The sequence below is a fragment of the Haliscomenobacter sp. genome (assembly GCF_040403615.1).
In the GTDB taxonomy this organism is placed as follows: Bacteria; Bacteroidota; Bacteroidia; order Chitinophagales; family Saprospiraceae; genus Haliscomenobacter.
Window position 1 is genome coordinate 1 of sequence record NZ_JBBAKG010000116.1, and the last position, 16,616, is coordinate 16,616.

At 41.7% G+C, this 16,616-nt stretch carries 15 protein-coding genes; 7 read left to right on the top strand and 8 right to left on the bottom strand.

What is annotated here, in order from left to right:
• The coding region (locus ABW391_RS24735; protein WP_353484584.1) for an alpha/beta hydrolase at positions 1 to 539 on the bottom strand (539 nt) is incomplete at its 3' end.
• 133 nt (positions 540 to 672) lie between these two features.
• Between ABW391_RS24735 and ABW391_RS24740 the strand changes: the two genes are divergently transcribed.
• Entirely contained in the window at positions 673 to 1,866 is a 1,194-nt protein-coding gene (locus ABW391_RS24740; protein ID WP_353484585.1) for an extracellular solute-binding protein, read from the top strand.
• A 6-nt stretch (positions 1,867 to 1,872) separates the two neighbouring features.
• On the top strand, positions 1,873 to 3,360 hold the full coding sequence (locus ABW391_RS24745) for a M81 family metallopeptidase (protein WP_353484586.1): 1,488 nt from the start codon (positions 1,873 to 1,875) through the stop codon (positions 3,358 to 3,360).
• Here the strand turns inward: ABW391_RS24745 and ABW391_RS24750 are convergent.
• The 7 genes from ABW391_RS24750 to ABW391_RS24780 are packed head-to-tail and all read right to left on the bottom strand — an operon-like array spanning position 3,357 to position 11,433.
• Entirely contained in the window at positions 3,357 to 4,133 is a 777-nt protein-coding gene (locus ABW391_RS24750; RefSeq protein WP_353484587.1) for an enoyl-CoA hydratase/isomerase family protein, read from the bottom strand. The two genes, ABW391_RS24745 and ABW391_RS24750, sit on opposite strands and share 4 nt — an antisense overlap.
• A gap of 14 nt (positions 4,134 to 4,147) precedes the next feature.
• The gene (locus ABW391_RS24755) at positions 4,148 to 5,776 is read right to left on the bottom strand and encodes a CoA-transferase (RefSeq protein ID WP_353484588.1); all 1,629 of its coding nucleotides are present in this window, start codon (positions 5,774 to 5,776) and stop codon (positions 4,148 to 4,150) included.
• A gap of 2 nt (positions 5,777 to 5,778) precedes the next feature.
• A complete protein-coding gene (locus ABW391_RS24760) occupies positions 5,779 to 6,984 on the bottom strand; it encodes a CaiB/BaiF CoA transferase family protein (protein ID WP_353484589.1) in 1,206 nt (401 codons plus the stop codon).
• Between the two features lie 28 nt (positions 6,985 to 7,012).
• Entirely contained in the window at positions 7,013 to 7,816 is an 804-nt protein-coding gene (locus ABW391_RS24765; RefSeq protein WP_353484590.1) for an SDR family NAD(P)-dependent oxidoreductase, read from the bottom strand.
• 37 nt (positions 7,817 to 7,853) lie between these two features.
• Positions 7,854 to 8,846, bottom strand: coding sequence for an ABC transporter permease (locus tag ABW391_RS24770; RefSeq protein ID WP_353484591.1), 993 nt, complete (start codon positions 8,844 to 8,846; stop codon positions 7,854 to 7,856).
• Positions 8,843 to 10,378: a sugar ABC transporter ATP-binding protein gene (locus ABW391_RS24775; RefSeq protein ID WP_353484592.1), complete on the bottom strand. Its 1,536-nt coding sequence runs from the start codon at positions 10,376 to 10,378 to the stop codon at positions 8,843 to 8,845. Before ABW391_RS24775 ends, ABW391_RS24770 begins: the two co-directional genes overlap by 4 nt.
• A 35-nt stretch (positions 10,379 to 10,413) precedes the next feature.
• Positions 10,414 to 11,433, bottom strand: a complete 1,020-nt coding sequence (locus tag ABW391_RS24780; RefSeq protein ID WP_353484593.1) for a sugar ABC transporter substrate-binding protein — start codon at positions 11,431 to 11,433, stop codon at positions 10,414 to 10,416.
• A 301-nt stretch (positions 11,434 to 11,734) separates the two neighbouring features.
• Here ABW391_RS24780 and ABW391_RS24785 point away from each other — a divergent pair, with 301 nt between their 5' ends.
• The 5 genes from ABW391_RS24785 to ABW391_RS24805 form a co-directional block, all read left to right on the top strand.
• On the top strand, positions 11,735 to 12,715 hold the full coding sequence (locus tag ABW391_RS24785; protein WP_353484594.1) for a DUF4432 family protein: 981 nt from the start codon (positions 11,735 to 11,737) through the stop codon (positions 12,713 to 12,715).
• A 26-nt stretch (positions 12,716 to 12,741) separates the two neighbouring features.
• Positions 12,742 to 13,524, top strand: coding sequence for an SDR family NAD(P)-dependent oxidoreductase (locus ABW391_RS24790; RefSeq protein ID WP_353484595.1), 783 nt, complete (start codon positions 12,742 to 12,744; stop codon positions 13,522 to 13,524).
• Positions 13,525 to 13,526: 2 nt separating this feature from the next.
• Positions 13,527 to 14,615 carry a glycoside hydrolase family 88 protein gene (locus ABW391_RS24795; RefSeq protein ID WP_353484596.1) on the top strand — a complete coding sequence of 363 codons (1,089 nt, stop codon included), beginning with the start codon at positions 13,527 to 13,529 and terminating at the stop codon, positions 14,613 to 14,615.
• A gap of 43 nt (positions 14,616 to 14,658) precedes the next feature.
• Positions 14,659 to 15,537, top strand: a complete 879-nt coding sequence (locus ABW391_RS24800; protein WP_353484597.1) for an SMP-30/gluconolactonase/LRE family protein — start codon at positions 14,659 to 14,661, stop codon at positions 15,535 to 15,537.
• An 83-nt stretch (positions 15,538 to 15,620) separates the two neighbouring features.
• Positions 15,621 to 16,616 (top strand): LacI family DNA-binding transcriptional regulator (locus tag ABW391_RS24805; protein WP_353484598.1); only part of this gene is annotated, 996 nt, incomplete at its 3' end.

A 16,616-nucleotide genomic window follows, 5' to 3' on the forward strand; every position in this document is an offset into this window, starting at 1 on the left:
TTTAAGGCAGTTCCCAAAACCAATCCACCACCAGCAGAGCTTCCATAAATTCCTATATTTGAAATATCTATGTTTAGCGAGTCAGCATTTTTAGCTATCCAATTAATCCCATCGGTGCAATCATTGATTGCAGCGGGGTAAGGAAACTCAGGAGATTTCCGATATTCAATTGAGATGACCAGGATGTCTAATTTTCGAACAAATTCTAAGCAGTTTAAATTGCCGGTGTCTAAATTGCCCATAATCATTCCGCCACCGTGCACGTAGATTAAACAGGGTCTATGCCGTTTATTTGATTCATCATTGGTACCGTAAAGCCTTAGGGCGATATGCCTGTTCTTATCTAGTGTAGGAATATGTAGATCGCGAACTTCAATATCTAATTCTTCAAACTCACTTATTTTCTTAGTTACCGAGTCAAGCGCTGCCCTTCGAACGGCTATAGCGCTGATAGATTTTAAACCCCCAGGGAATTGAAGCAGAAAGTTATCAAGAGCAGCCCTAGAAACAGGGTCAATTTCGACTCCTGAAGCACTCATTTAGCCCCCTAATTTGGCCCAAATATAACCCCAATCACCCAATTATTCTGCGTAAATCCCTTCAGTCAATCGATTGATGTATTTTTCTCTGTATGCAATACTTCTTTGATTATCAGGTTGAAGGGAACTTTAAATGGCTAATGAAGGCAACTCCAACAGAATCAAGTTAACGGGTTCAACCTGGGGTCACGAAAGAGGGTATGCCTCACTCAAGGCATTGAACGCCAATCATTCAAACCTTTTCCCTGCAGATGTTGATTGGGATGTGCGAACTCTTCAGCAATTTGCCGATCAATCTATGAGCGAGCTTTCGAAGAAATACGACTTTGTGGTTTTTGACCACCCATGGACCGGTGAAATAGCCACCCAAGAATACTTCTACCCACTTGACCAATTTCTATCCAAAGAATTCTTGGCCGAACAGAAGGCAAATTCCGTAGGTAAATCCTATGAAAGTTACATTTGGAAAGATCACATCTACGGACTTCAAATTGATACTGCGGGACACGTAAGCGCTGCAAGATCTGATTTGTTAGAGAAAAACAATGTTACAAAGCCAGGCACTTGGATTGAGACCCTAAGTTTAGCTAAAACCTTAATGAGTGAGAAAAAGCCATTATTGGCACTTCCATTAGACCCAGTAAATATTTGGTGTCTGTTTATGACCTTGGCTGCAAATCAGAAACTGAATCCCTACCAAAATGGCAAGCAGGTTCTTGCAGATGAGAAGAGTTTGGAAATACTAAATTTCATTATAGAAATCAGTAAGTTCGGGCCAAAGGAAGCACTCGACTGGAATCCAATTCATTTGCTTGATGCAATGAGCTCCGGAGATGAAGTGATGTATTGCCCCGCACTATTTGGATACTCAAATTATGGAATGGCTGGCTTCAGAAAGAAATTAATTGAATTCGGTCCTATTCCTAGTGCTGGATTTGGCGCTATCGGAGGAATTTTAGGTGGCGCAGGAATTGGAATAACAAAATCTTGTAAAAATCCTGAGATTGCGGCGAAGGTCATTGAGATTATTGGTTCACCAAAAATTCAAAGAACTTTGTATGCAACTACTGGCGGACAATCAGGGCATAGATCAGCCTGGCTTGATTCAGACCTCAACGCCTTCACAAATAATTTCTACGCAAATACTTTAGAAAATATGGATAACAGCTATCTGCGACCACGGTTTGCTGGCTTTGTTGAAGTTCAAACTGATTCTGGGGACGTACTAGCAGAGGCTGTTTACGGAAAGATTTCACCAGAAAAGGCAATTCAAGGTATTAATCAGATTTATCAAGACAAACTAAAGAAATGGTCAGATTTTCAATAGTTTGTTATGCCATTTACCGTTGTAATTGCCGAATTAAAACAAGAAACCAATACGTCTGCTGCGCCAACAACTCTCAAAGACTTTGAGGATTTTCATCTCTTCTTTGATGATCACATAAAAATTGGACTAGGCAAGAGTAACTCTGAAATCGCAGGTTTTCTCGAGATCTTAGAGAAGCAAGATGTGACCATAATTCCAATAATTGCCACTTTTGCAGTATCGGGTGGGCCTGTTGAGAATAAAACTTTTGACTATTTAACCAATTATTTGACTGAGAAACTTTCAAAAATTGAGAAGGCGGATGGAGTCTTAATCGCCCTTCATGGCGCCCTAGTTTCAGAGGATTTTCAGGATGGGGATTCCGAAATCCTTCGACGGGTAAGAGAAGTTGTAGGTCATGAAATTCCTATTTGCGTAACAATGGATTTACATGCAAATGTGACTGAATCTAACGTTGCCTTTGCTACAACAATCAGTGGATTCCACACCTGTCCACATGTTGATTTACTGGAAACAGGCGTTCGGGCAGCCAGGCTTTTAATGGGTATTTTGAAAAAAGAGATTTCACCTTCGATGGAATTCATAAAATTGCCCTTGGTTATTCCCGCATCCAATCACATTGATTTCGAGCCTGGAACATATAAAAATGTTTTGGATTTTGCTTTTTCAAAAGAGAGTTATCCCATTATTGATATCTCAGTTTTTACAGTTCAACCATGGCTAGATATTAAGGAGGTTGGCTGTTCCGTAGTTGTAATTGCCAATGACTCCAAAACTGCAGCTTCACAAACCGCAAAGTTAATTGCCAACAATATTTGGAACAACCGGGAGTCTCTTACTTCTACGCAATTATTAGATCCGCGAGAAGCAATAGCGATGGCGCTAATGCAAGATGTAGGTCCGATCATATTGAGTGATCTGGCAGATGGGACGATGGCTGGCAGTCCAGGTGACAGTCCCGTGGTACTGAAAGCGGCAATCGAACTTGACCCGAGCAAGACAGTATTTATAAGCATCTGTGATCCTAATTTTGCTTTGGCAGCAAAAGAAATTGGTGCTGGAAGATTTATCTCTTCCAAAATTGGGGGGACTTGGGGAAAGCTTTTTTATGATCCTCTGGAAATCGAAGGGCAAATTATTTCTGTTGAAAATGCAGAATTTGTATTTACCCAGAAGAGTTATCTGGGAATGAAGATGAATATGGGATTAACTGCATTAATTAAAATTTCGAACATTTATCTAGTAGTTACTAGTAACCCAACTTCTACAACGGATCCTGCTTATTATTCTGCAGTAGGACTTGATGTTACGAAAGCGCAAATAGTTGTAGTTAAAACCCACGCTGGATTCCGAGATGGCTATCGCAATATCGCTCGAGATTTTTACCTATTAGACACCCCAGGCATGAGCTCAGATAACATAAAAAACTTGTCTTACCAGAATATAGAACGACCAAAATATCCTTGGGATAACACAATGGTTTGGGAAATTTAGCGGCCTTTGAAATCTGCCGGCCGTTTTTCAATAAATGCCCCGACGCCTTCACGTCCATCCGCAGTTTCGATTAGCGGTGCGGTTAACTCAATTTCGAGGTTTAGTGCATCGAACAACGGTAAATCTAGCCCTTCACGAACCAGTCTTTTCAAGACACCAATTGCGAGTGGCGCCCTTTTAAGAACTTCTGCAACATATTCCGCAAGTTCTTCTTCATAATTCTCATCGTCTAAGACCGAAGATATAAGACCACAATTTAAGGCTTCTTCACCTCTGAGCCATCTTCCACGCATAATCATGTCATTAGCTTTTGCTACACCTATTAACCTTGGAACTATTTGAGTTCCTCCTCCGCCTGGAAGGAGTCCTAAATTCGCTTCAGGTAAGCCGAGTTTTGCGCTCTTATTAGCAACAACCAAGTCACAGTGCAGCGCAAGTTCAAGTCCTCCCCCTAATGCATAACCATAAATTGCCGCAATGAATGGTTTGGGAATTTCATAAATCCGATTAGCAATTTTTCCAGCTTCAACAATAAATTCTCCAAAGTCCTTTGCGGACATTGTTCGATATGCATCAATGTCAGCCCCAGCTACAAATGCTTTTTTCCCAGATCCTCTTAATACACAAACTTTTGCATCTGATTTTTCGAATTCATCAAAGGCTTTTCCTAGCTCTTGCCACACTTCCCAAGACAGAGCATTCAGCTTATCCGGTCTATTAATTGTTACGTAAAATACTTTATTTACATTTTCGACAAGCACAACGTTAGACATTGCATTCCATTCTCTTATTTGTCTGCGTATCTGGCGACAATAGCTTCTTCGACTTCAATAAGTCTTTCAATCAGTTGGGATCTGTCAGCGCCTTTGGCACTTTCTAAGAATCTAGTACCGAATGGATCCAATTTGTTTTTGATTAAGGACATTTTTTCTGAAGAAACTTCGTAGCTTTCAAAATCCAAGATCTTCTCAAGCTGATTGCTTCTTGCCCCTAATTGGTAGACACCCTTATTCGAAATATAGAGACAAGCGCCGGGACGTAAACCTCGCTTTTTTCTCTCTTCAGGCGTAATTAGGGTTCTGCAAGCACTTACAGTGGCAACTGAATCAACCATGCTCAGGTGGTCTTCATTCATTTGATATATGACAAAATTTCTATGCATGTCCGACACATCAGCCATGCCACCTTGACCTGGCAATCGAATTCTTTTTCCTGAAGGAGAAGTTACCCAAAGATTATTGGTTCTGAGAGATTTATCTACCTGAGCTACTGCAACAACTTCATAATCGATAAATCCTGGTTCGTAATATAAGTGGAAAGTATCGTCCCCACCCCAGTGATATTTCGCAGATTTGTAATCCAGCGCCTCGCCAATAGATAAAAGTAATGGCCTGGCATCAACATCTACATATCCCCCAGCAGTTGTCATAATTACAACTTCCGGCTCTTTCATTTTTGCTAAGAAATAGGAACCTTGTGCGAGTGGAGATACAGCCCCTGCAGACAAAATTTCGCCTGGCTTATATAGATCAGAGAGATAAGAAATCATTTTGTCTTCAGTTTGAATTGTCACGCTCTCGGATTTCTTATATCCATCAATAAAGGAATAGATTTCTTCCAAATCTATTTTTGCTGCACCCTTAACAAATTTGGTTCGGCGCTCAGTGGGTAAAAGATGTGCCTCATTTAATCCATCTTCAGCGAATTTCTTTATCGCCCTATAGTCCGTTACATAATCTGGAAGGCATGAAGTTGGATATGCACCCATTGGCGAATGCACAATAGTCATTTCTCTTGTCCAAGGAATGAAAATACAGTTCTGTGTAATTTCAAATTCATCGACGATTTTTTCTACACTTACAATTATCTTTTTTGCTGCTCCAAGATAAGTAGTATCCAAGCCTCTTGTACCCCGAATCAACACATTTCCATGGCGATCTGCTTCTTGGGCGTGAACTATAAAGTAATCGATATGCAGTGCATCTGTTCTGGCTAAACCACTTCCATCATTCAAAGGTTCGAAGGTTTTAAAAGCTTTAGTCGTTGGTTCCTTAAAAATCGAGTAAGGCAAATTTCTCAGCGCAGCCTCGCAAGCATTCATCAAAGTTAATGCGGAGTATTCATGGGTTATCAACCCGTCATTCTCCAGCGCCTTGCGGAATCTAGGGGCAAGGCCAAAAACATCTAAGCTGGAGAAGCAGAAGGAAAGCTCAGTAACTTTTCCTGGAGTTTCTAGAAAAATCTCCAATGGAATGTTTCCACTCCACGCGATCATATGTAAATTCTTTACACTAGATCTCTTGATTTCATGAACAAGTGCCATTGGAAGCCTAGTAAATAGTGCTCCACCAAGAGCAATCGAAGACCCATCCTTTATTTCAGAAATAGCATCTTTGATTGAAGCAACTCTACTCATGGCTAAATTTTCTTTGGCTTAGAAATAATTCCCTTAGCAAAGTAGTCTGAAATTTCAGAATCATTTAATCCAAAATATTCTCGTGCTAACTCATCAGCATGTTCTGAGAAAAGTGGTGGATGCTTTCTGATTTTTGAAGGAGTTCCACCAAATTTAACAGGAATTCCGAGCGTTTCCAGGGAACCTGCAGTTGGGTGAGGAATAGAAACAATCATTTCGTTGTGCAAAACCTGTGGGTCTTTAGAAACAGCTTCGTAATCCTGAAGTGGAGCACACCACAAGTCTTTCTCAAGCAATTTTTCCAACAAATCATCAACTTTCCAGTTGATTGTCTTGGCGTCAATTAATCTCTTGTACTCATCTCTCATTGATATTTCATTCTTACTCTCGAGATTCTTAAACTCCAAGATATCTAAAACTTCCCCAATTTCTGCTAAGGGATTCATTGCTAGAGCTATCCAGCCATCACTGCATTTGTATAAACCGTATGGCGCTCCCGTCCAAGGATTTGCGATACCGGCACTACTTCTCTCCGGTTGAATTCTGTTCTGCAAAAAGGCAGTGAACTGATCCAGTTGAGCAGTCAATATTGAACTCATTAAATTCACTTCTACAGTTTGGCCTTCACCAGTATTCATTCGTGAAATCAGAGCCGCTAACGTTCCATAAACGATGTGGAATCCGGCGGTGAGGTCTGCGATACCAGCAGCTATTGGTGTCGGTGGATCTTCTTTTCTCCCGATCACAGTTGGAAATCCGGTGATTGCTTGCGCCAGCAAATCTTGACCAGGTCTTGTTACATAAGGGCCACTACTTCCATAGCCTGAGCTCGATACGACAATTATGTCAGGATTAGTTTTTTTCAATGTCTCATAATCAATTCCAAGTCGCTTCATGACACCAGGTCTGAAGTTTTCGATTACTACATCAGCCTTATCGCAGAGCCTTCTTACAAGCTCTAACCCTTCTTTAGATTTAAGATCGATTCCAATGCTTCTTTTATTGCGGTTGAAGCACATGTAAGAAATGGTTTCGCCACCAGCATAGATTCCACCCAGTGCGAAATTTCTCATCCAATCTCCATCAGGTGGCTCAATTTTTACAATCTCGGCTCCCATGTCACCGAGAATCATTGTGGCAAAAGGCCCCTGTGCTAATTGCGTAAAATCTGCAATGAGAATTCCCTCTAATGGTCCATTTCTACTCACTTTATTTGCACCTTTGCTCTCGTTTTATTTAGGGTTGTTTGGAAGAGTTTTTTATTTGTAAAATATCTTCAGTTGAGTCATAGCGATAACAGCGCGCTGTTGCGCCACCGTCAACTGCAATCGATTGCCCGGTTAGAAACGAAGCTTTTTCTGAGAGCAAAAATGATGCGACTTCAGCTATTTCACTCGGTTCACCAAGTCGTTCAAGAGGGTGAATCATTGCCATGTCTAACTCTGTTTTTGCTGAATCCTCAGCGTCTGAAATAACTTTGCTCAGCATCTCTGTTCTAATTGCCCCAGGCGCGATTGCATTTGCACGAATCCCAAGCGGTCCATATTCCACACAAATATAACGAGTCAGTGCATCAACTCCACCTTTTGCTGCGTCATACGCTGCCCAACCATTGAAGGCTGATCGCCCATGGATAGATGAGATGTTAACAATTGAACCAGAAATCTTATTTTCGATGAATGATTTTATCGCGGCCGAACAACCCCAATAAACTCCCATCAGGTTTACATCAAATAATCTCTGCACCTCTGTCGGGTTTGGATTATGTAGATTCCCACCGAGCGCGATTCCGGCATTGTTAACCCAGGAAGTTAAGGGCGCTACCTTTGATGCTTCTTTGGCGGCTTTCTCGAAAACGCCATCCTGACATAAATCTTCATTGATTATGAGAGCGGAATTTCCAAACTCAGCCGCAACTGACTTTGCTGCTACCTCGCTATTTTCGATTCCAACAACAAAGTACTTGTCAGCTACAAGTTGTTTAAGAATCGCACGTCCAATTCCAGACCCAACGCCTGTGACTACAACGCTTTCTTTCACTTAATCCTCCAATTAACAATAAAACATGCGATCGAAATTAACTATTTTTCATCTTTGAAGAAGTTTGATCTACAAGTACAGCAACTATGAGTGCCGCACCAAGAGCGGTGGTTTGTCCATAGGAAGGAAGTTGCATTTGAGCGAAACCATTAGAAAGTGTTGCCAAGATTCCAACTGCAATAGCCGTTCCTGCAACGGACCCTCTACCTCCAGCCAAACTTGTTCCACCTAAAATTACCGCGGTCACAACCGAAAGCAAGTATGAAGTTCCAAGCTGCGGTGATGCCGAACCAAGTTGGCTCACAAGAACCACTCCGGCAACTGCTGCTGAAAGACTGCTAACCATGTAAAGACCGAGTGGAAGCATTTTTGTTGAAATTCCGGATAGGCGTGCAGCTTCACGATTTCCACCAATTGCAAAAATGTTTCGCCCAACTACGGTTTTTCTCTCAATGAAATAAGCCAGTGCCATTACAAAAACCACAATTATCACGAGTACTGGAACTTTTAGGACCTTTGTATAAAGAAACCAGTCAAATAGTGGGTCGCGAATTGAAACTGTTTGACCTGCTGAAAGTATGAATGCAAGTCCTGAGAAGAACGACATTGTTCCTAGGGTTGTAATAAAGGGGTTAACTCCAAGTTGAACGACAATGAAACCATTCAGGGCTCCTATCGAAGTTCCAATTACAATTGAAATTAAAACAACCAACCAACTCGACATCCCGGTTGCCAACAACTTTCCTACCATCACAGTAGTAAGTGCAACAACACTTCCAACTGAAACATCGATTCCACCGGAGATGATTAATGGCGTCTGGGCCGAGGCCATAATTCCCAGAGCTGTCGCACCAACTAGAATTGTAATTACGTTATCGAATGTTAAGAAATACTCTGGGCTCTGAAATCTAAAAAATATAATCATCAGAATGAGCATAAGTAACAAACCTTGTCTGCGCAGTATGTTGCCAATATCTAATCTTTTTTTGGCGCCCTCTGACTTGGATTGTTTTTTGGCACTTAGTCTCATGATGCATCCTCCAAATAAGCTGCGCGTGCAACTTCTTGTTGAGTAGGGTTTGTTTTACTTAAAGTAATCTTTCCATTTCGCATAACCTCAATGCGATCTGAAATCTTTAATACTTCCTCGATGTCACTACTAATTACCAGCACTGCAACTTTCTCGTTGTGAGCTAAATTTTGAAGTAATTCATAAATTTCTAGTTTCGATCCGATATCTACGCCACGTGTAGGGTCGTCCAAAATGAGTATTCGACAACCAGTCAATAGCCATCTTGATAAGAGAACTTTCTGTTGATTTCCACCTGAAAGCGATAAAACGGTATTTTCAATATTGTCAGTTTTTATTGATAAGTTTCTTGCCCAGAGTTGCCCTGCTACATCCTCAGATTTTGCTTGAATCAAACCCAACTTGGAAAGTTTGCGTAAAAAAGCCAGCGTTATGTTCTCTTTAATGGATCTCTCTAGAAGCAGTCCTTGGGCGCGTCTTTCTGCAGGAACATAACCTATTCCTATATCCATTGTGGATTTAATACTTCCAAGCTTAAGCTCACTTCCCCCAACAATTATCTTTCCTGAAGTTGGTTTATTACATCCAAACAGAGTCATGCCAAGTGAATCGCGTCCTGATCCGGCAATTCCATAAACTCCAAGAATCTCTCCGTATTTCAAAGTTAAATTAGTTTCAGATATGCCATTTGATGTTGATAAATTTTCGACCTTCAATGCAATCTCTGAATCTGCGCTAACGCTTGAAGAAGCCTTAACTGAATCAATAGTGGTGTGGCCGAGCATCGAAGAAACTATTCGCTCCTTATCTCCTTCGCTCTTGCTCATCTCATCGACTAACTTTCCATCTCTAAGAACCAGAACTCTGTCAGCAATGTTTAAAACTTCATCTAATCTATGACTCACAAAAATAATTCCAACACCTTGATCACAGATAGTTTTGAGTAACTTTAACAATCTAGTTGCTTCGATATCGCTCATCGGAGCAGTTGGTTCGTCGGTAATCAGAACTTTTGCACCAGGAGTCAAAGATCGAGCAATTTGAACGAAGGCCCGATAAACGACTGGCATTTCGCCAACATTCTGGAGAAGATCAATATCTTCTAGCCCTAAACTTTCTAACCTTTCAGCTGCCTTACGCTTCATTGAGGCATAATCAACTAAAAATGGAATTTTCTTGCAAGGATAATGCCCGAGCAAAACATTTGTCATCACATTTAATTCCGGACAAAGTTGCAACTCTTGTGAAGCTAAACGTACCCCCGCGGTTTCTGCTGCACGCGGACTATTTAAAACTACTTCTGTACCATCAACAATAATTTTTCCTGAATCGGGGGAAATCAAACCCGCTGCAATTGCTGCTAGCGTTGATTTTCCTGCACCATTTTCTCCGACCAAACATAATATTTCGCCTGGATAAACATGGAGCGATACATCAGAAAGTGCCTGGACGCCACCATACCGTTTGCTAATTGAATTTAATTGCAAAATAGGGCTCTTGCGAGCCCTATCCTGCTGATCGTTTGCGATCAATTTATTCCTATATTCCTATATTTCCTAGTTTCAGCTTATGAACAAGCTGACTTTGGATAGTACTTTCCAACATTCTTCGCTGTAAGAAGTGTTGTTGGAAGAACTACGTGGTTAGGAACTTTCTGCTTATTTATTAGCCCAATTACAGCTGGAATTAGATACTTTCCATAGTTTTCTGGGAAGTATGCGACGCTGCCGTAAAGCTCACCACTACAAATATTTGATAGTAGAGAAGCTCCTTGACCAACAGCCAGCAAGTTATTCATATCGCGGCCAGAGGCCTTGTATGCCTGAACCATTGCGACTGTGTTGTCATCATTGATTCCACCGAGAATGATTTTGGCATCCTTAGGAATAGTTTGAAGAGCATTTCCAGTGTTTACGTTTGTCTTTGCTGGATCCGCACCTTGAGTTGGAACATCAATAAAACGTGATGAAGGAAAGTTTGGTTGAACCTGGTTTACTCCAACGTAGTAACCATCCATACGTTGAATTGAGTTCAAGCCACCTTCTTTGAGAGAACCAATTAGTAGGTAAGGCTCAACAGCTGCGCCCCACTTTCTTAAGGCTTCTTTCATCAGGCCGGCTCCAGCCATTGCACCAGCTGCGCCGTTATTTACATCCACGAATGGAACCCCAGGGTGAACAACGAATGTTGCTACCATTGGGATTTTTGCATCTTTCATTGTGCGTACTGCACCAGGTGCGGCTGCTGCAACAACTTGAGCTGCCATAACACCGTCATACTTCTTTTGAATGAAAATCTTTAGATTTTCTTGCACCTTGATTGGATCAGCATTATCAGAAAGGATTTCTACATTTACACAACCCATTGCTTTGGCTGTTGCTAGCATCCCTTTTCTAACGATTAATGCAAAAGATTCATTGTCAGAGAAAATATCAAACCCTAGTTTGTAGGTTTTTCCTGCGCAAAGTTCTTTCGTTGGCTGACCGACGAACTTCTTCCAGTCTGGAGCCGCTGCATAGGCATTTTGTACCGAAAGCAGTAGTGCGGCGACAGCTAGTACCGAAGCAATCTTGTATCTTGATTTCACTTTTCACCTCTCAGTTGATTTGACGCCTAGATAGGCACTCCTCTGAATTTTGGATTCAGGTGAGCATCCCAACGGCTATCGGGAAGACTAGTCTCCGCATACTCCCCTATGTCAAGCGTTTGACTAGAGAAAATACTGTAAATTTTCGTTATTTTGTCCACATCAAGCGATTGACAAGGCGAGAAAATGAAGTTTTGGGCCACCTCTTCTCAAAGTACGATCCCAAGGACTAATCTTTGGGTCGCTTCTATATCGAGGCTTTGCCCATTTCAAGAATTAGTTTCTAAAAGGAGTTTCATCGATGCTATCCCTCACCAATGGCGTGATTTCCATAAAAGTAGATGAAGACTTAGGCGGTGAAATTCGCTCAATAAAGATGGGAAAGAGCGAATTCTTGGCGGACTTTGATTGGCTGACTCCGGTACAAAATAGTAAATCTACAACTTATGGAAGTGCAATTTTAGATTGGCTTTCAGAATATCGGGGTGGATGGCAAGTTCTATTTCCTAATGCTGGAAATGAAAATACTGTCATGGGTGTCCCGCTCCCATTCCACGGTGAATTTGGAAGAACTAAAACCACGGTTATAACAAAGAAAAAGAATGAGTTGGTCATCAGAGCTGGCACTAGATTGCCATTAGTTTTAACGCGAACTTACAAACTATTACCTAATAAACCTATCCTTCAGATTAAGCAATCAGTCTCGAATGAATCTGATTCAAGTATCCCCTTTATTTGGGGTGAGCATCCGGCATTCTCACTTCCGCGTGGTTCAAAAATTAATATTCCAACTGGGCCAATTCTTGTTGATGCAAATGAAATGGGGGAACTTCAAGATGTTAAACCTGGATCAATTGGTTCTTGGCCGATAGTTTCTGATCGCACAGATGGCCAGATAGATTTATCAGTTGTACCTTCACAAGATGCGGAAAGACTTTGCTACCTTCATGATCGTCCAGAAGGTTGGGCTGCAATGGAACATGGGAAAAAAGTTATTGGCATTTCCTGGGACATCGAAGCCTTTCCACATTTATGGTTCTGGCAAGAAATCGGCGGCAAAGGGTTCCCTTGGTATGGAAGAGCTCAGATAACAGCAATTGAGCCTGCATCTACCTACCCGTCGTTTGGCCTAGAAGCAGCGATTAAGAGTGGGCAAGCCTTCTATTTAAAACCGGGTGAAGTTCGAAGTGCATGGACAACTTTTTCAGTATCAGAATTGCCAGTTAAGGACATTATGAAGATCAAATTAATTGATTCAAAAGGTAATTTTCAGAGTAAATAATGAAAATAGTGAAATAGGAGCAAACCATGGAGAAAAACCTCGCAGGAAGAAACGCTGTTGTGACTGGAGCTGCAATGGGAATTGGGCGGGCAACTGCGGAAGTTCTGGCAGAAAGAGGTGCAAGAGTAATTGCACTTGATTACAACGAATCAAAACTTCATGAGTTGGTCGATATTTGGGAAAAGGCTGGATTAGATATCACTCCAATGCAATGTGATGTCACAAGCGCGGAAGCAGTTTCTTCAGTATTTAAAAAAATAGGTGAGAAGTTTTCTAAACTTTCTATCTTGGCAAATATCGCAGGTGTTGTCAGATACGGAAAAATTGAAGACTTGAGCGAAGCTGATTGGGATTACCAGTTGGATACGAATTTGAAAGCGATGTTTCTGACCTGCCGAGAAGCCGTAACTTTAATGAGAGCAAATGGTGGCGGTTCGATAATAAATATCTCAAGTGTTCAAGCAATGGCAAGCCAACAAACTGTCGCACCCTATGCCGCTTCTAAAGGTGGAGTAATTTCATTTACAAGATCTATCGCACTTGATTACGCCGCGGATGGCATCAGAGCTAACGCAGTGTTACCGGGTTCTGTAGAAACGCCAATGCTACGAGCAGCAGGAGAGCAATTTAATCCTTCAGATCCTGAAGGAGCCATGAAAAATTGGGGCGCTCTGCATCCACTTGGATTCCTTATACAACCCAGAGACATCGCAAATGTAATTGCTTTTCTAGCGAGTGACGAAGCAAGAGTTATAACGGGCGCACCAATAATTGCTGACTCTGGACTTCTTGCCGGTTTAGGCGTTTAAATATGAACCAAGCCCCAGCGCTTCCATCTCGAGAAGAGCGACTTTTACTTCTGGAAAAGGTTGGGAAATCTTTAATCGCAATGCCATATAAGAGTTGGAATTTTGGCGATTCAACTGGTTTTGAAGGAATACTTGAAACCGGTCGGCTTCTAAAAGATTCAACCTACTTTGCATTTGCAAGTGGATGGGTTCGGGGATGGGCTAGTAGGCCAGAACCATTAAAACCTCTTGATTGCACAGCACCTGGTGTTGCAATGGTAGAGATTGCTCACGAGAGCAAAGACCAGGTAATTATTGAATCGCTAAATCGATTAGCTACATATTTAATGAGCCGCCCTAAAAATCGTGGGATTTATGAAACCTGGGACACATTCTGCTTGATTCCACCTTACGGCGGAGAGAAACTTCCCGAGAATGAAGCACACTGGCTTGCAAAGCCACCAGGCGGCACTTGCATCGACTGTTTACATTTTGATCCACCATTTTTCACAGCACTTGGTAAAGCTACGGGCAATACCGAACTGATTGATACGGGTGTGGAGCAAGCCCATGCATACATTGACGCCCTACAAAAAGAGAATGGGATCTTTGATCATTTCTTTATGAATGGAATTACTGGTACTTGGGCTCCTGGTTGGGGCCGAGGCCAAGGTTGGGCACTACTGGGAATGATGGATGTTCTTAAAAATATTTCGTTAGATCATCCAGGCCGTAAAAAAATTGAAAGCGCTGGAGCAAAATTAATTTATTCAATGATTGAGCTACAGCGCGAAGATGGCCGTTGGTGGTGCGTAGTTGATAGTGAACGTTCTGGCGAGGAAGGTTCTACGGCTGGATTTATGGCCACAGGATTTGCTCGCGCTATCAAACTTGGAATTGTTGATGAATCTATTGTTAAACCTGCGATGGTAAAGGCACTATCCGGCGTAATTGCAGACACAAATTCAGATGGCGAGCTTCAAAATGTTACTGCTGCTGTTTTCGCATCAACTAGAAAATCACACTATGAATTTACTCCTCGGGGGTTTTCAGTTCCGTGGGGCCAGGGACCAGTGGCTTTAGCTATTTGCGAGACGGATGTTCTTTTGTGAAAACACTTATAAATCTAAATCAAACACTACAAATAGGGAGCTAATGAAAATGATTGATACTACGAAAAAACTAAATCTAGATAAAGTTGAAATAATTGCTGGTGGCGTTGACCACAGTGAGGGGGTCACCGTGACTCCTAATCAAACAATTTATTGTGGTGGTGAAGCGGGGCAAATTTATCGAATTGATAATGATGCTCCAGTAGAAGTTGCAAATGTAAAAGGTTTCATGCTTGGGCTTGCAAGTGATGCTGAAAATAGAGTTTATGCTGTAGATAATGCCAACAAATGTGTCTGGCGATATGACCCTATAAAAAATGCGACAGAAAAGTGGTTAGAGGGTCCAAAAGGAAATCCGTTTAACGTTCCCAATCATGGAGTCTTCGGCCCCGATGGAAGTTATTACTTAAGCGATTCCGGTGATTGGGCTAAAGCAGACGGAAAAGTTTGGGTGAAAAGACCAGGGAAGCCTGTTGAGATTTTTACAAACGAATCCAGGAATTTTCCAAACGGCAATGCAGTTTCCAAAGATGGCACCAAACTCTATGTAGTCGAATCTGAGCCAGGTGCAATTTGTGAAATAGAAATAAAACCAGATGGAAATGCTGGAGCAAGAAAAGTACTTGTGGATTTGGGACTTTTGGTTCCTGATGGAATTAGAGTTGCGGCAGATGATTCACTAATTGTTAGCTTCTATGCCCCGAACTTAGTCGCACGATGGAGTCCTGAAGGCGGCCTCGAAGCACTGGCTAATGATCCGCAGGCAGTATTCTTAGCAGCTCCTACAAACTTTGAATTCTTTGGTGCAAACCTTGATGTCATGATTTTTTCGAGCCTTGCTCGCTGGCAACTATCGCGCGCAAAGTTAGGCATAAAAGGCTCAAAGCCGCATTATCCAGATAAGAAAGCTATTGGGGATTAATCCGAGGAACATCAAATCGCAGTAATCAATTAACTTGCTAGAATTCACAAGCAAAATCTAATGTAAGTGATTCGGAGTTGATCTTGGCCACTAAGAAAAGTACAACGCTCTCTCGGAAAGCAACTCTACGAGATGTTGGCTTGTTGGCAAAAGTTGACCCGAGTTTGGTCTCACGGGTTTTAAATAATGACCCTAATGCCACTGCCTCTGCAGCAACAAAAACGAGAATTCTGGCTGCAGCCAAGAAACTTAATTACACAACAAATTTCTCTGCTAGAAATCTTAAAATGGCAAAGACTTTAACTATTGGTCTCTTGCTGCCAGATTTAACTAACCCGGTTAATGATTTAGTTGCTCATGGCGTTCAAGAGAGAGCAGCAGAACTGGGTTATGGCGTCGTAATTGCTAACCACTCTGATATCGGTGGAGATAAGACAATTTCACAGATGCTCACGCAAGGACACGTGGATGGAATTATTGCTTTCGTTCATAGCGTCAAAGATTCATTCTTGGAGAATTTATCAAAAAATAATGGGGGAAGAATTCTTCCCATGAATGGAAAGATTAAGGGACTAGATTCAAGCGTCTCTCTGGATGACCCAAAAGCGGCTGAGATGTGTGTGGAGCACCTTGTGGATCTGGGGCATAAAAACATTGTTGGCATTTTTGCATCAGAAGTAAATGACTCACCAAAGCGGCGCCTTGCAGGATTTAAAAAAGGTTGTACGAAATTTAACATCCAGCCAAATGTTGTGTTCACTCAAGGATATGGTCCATATGATGGATATCTAGCTACCTTGGAAGCTATAACGAAATACTCGCCAACTGCAATATTTCCATCCTCAAACTCATACGCCCTAGGAACATATCGAGCGCTTTACGAAAAAGGTTTGAAAATTCCTGAAGATATCTCAGTAATCACTTTACATAACTCAGCACTGACAGAATTTCTCGCTCCCCCACTAACCAGTGTGATGTTACCGGCAAAAGAAATGGGTGAAGTTTCTGCTGAGAAACTTATTGAAATGTTAAATGGCAAGAAGATTAAACATGTACTTGTTGAAGGAAAACCGGCTCTC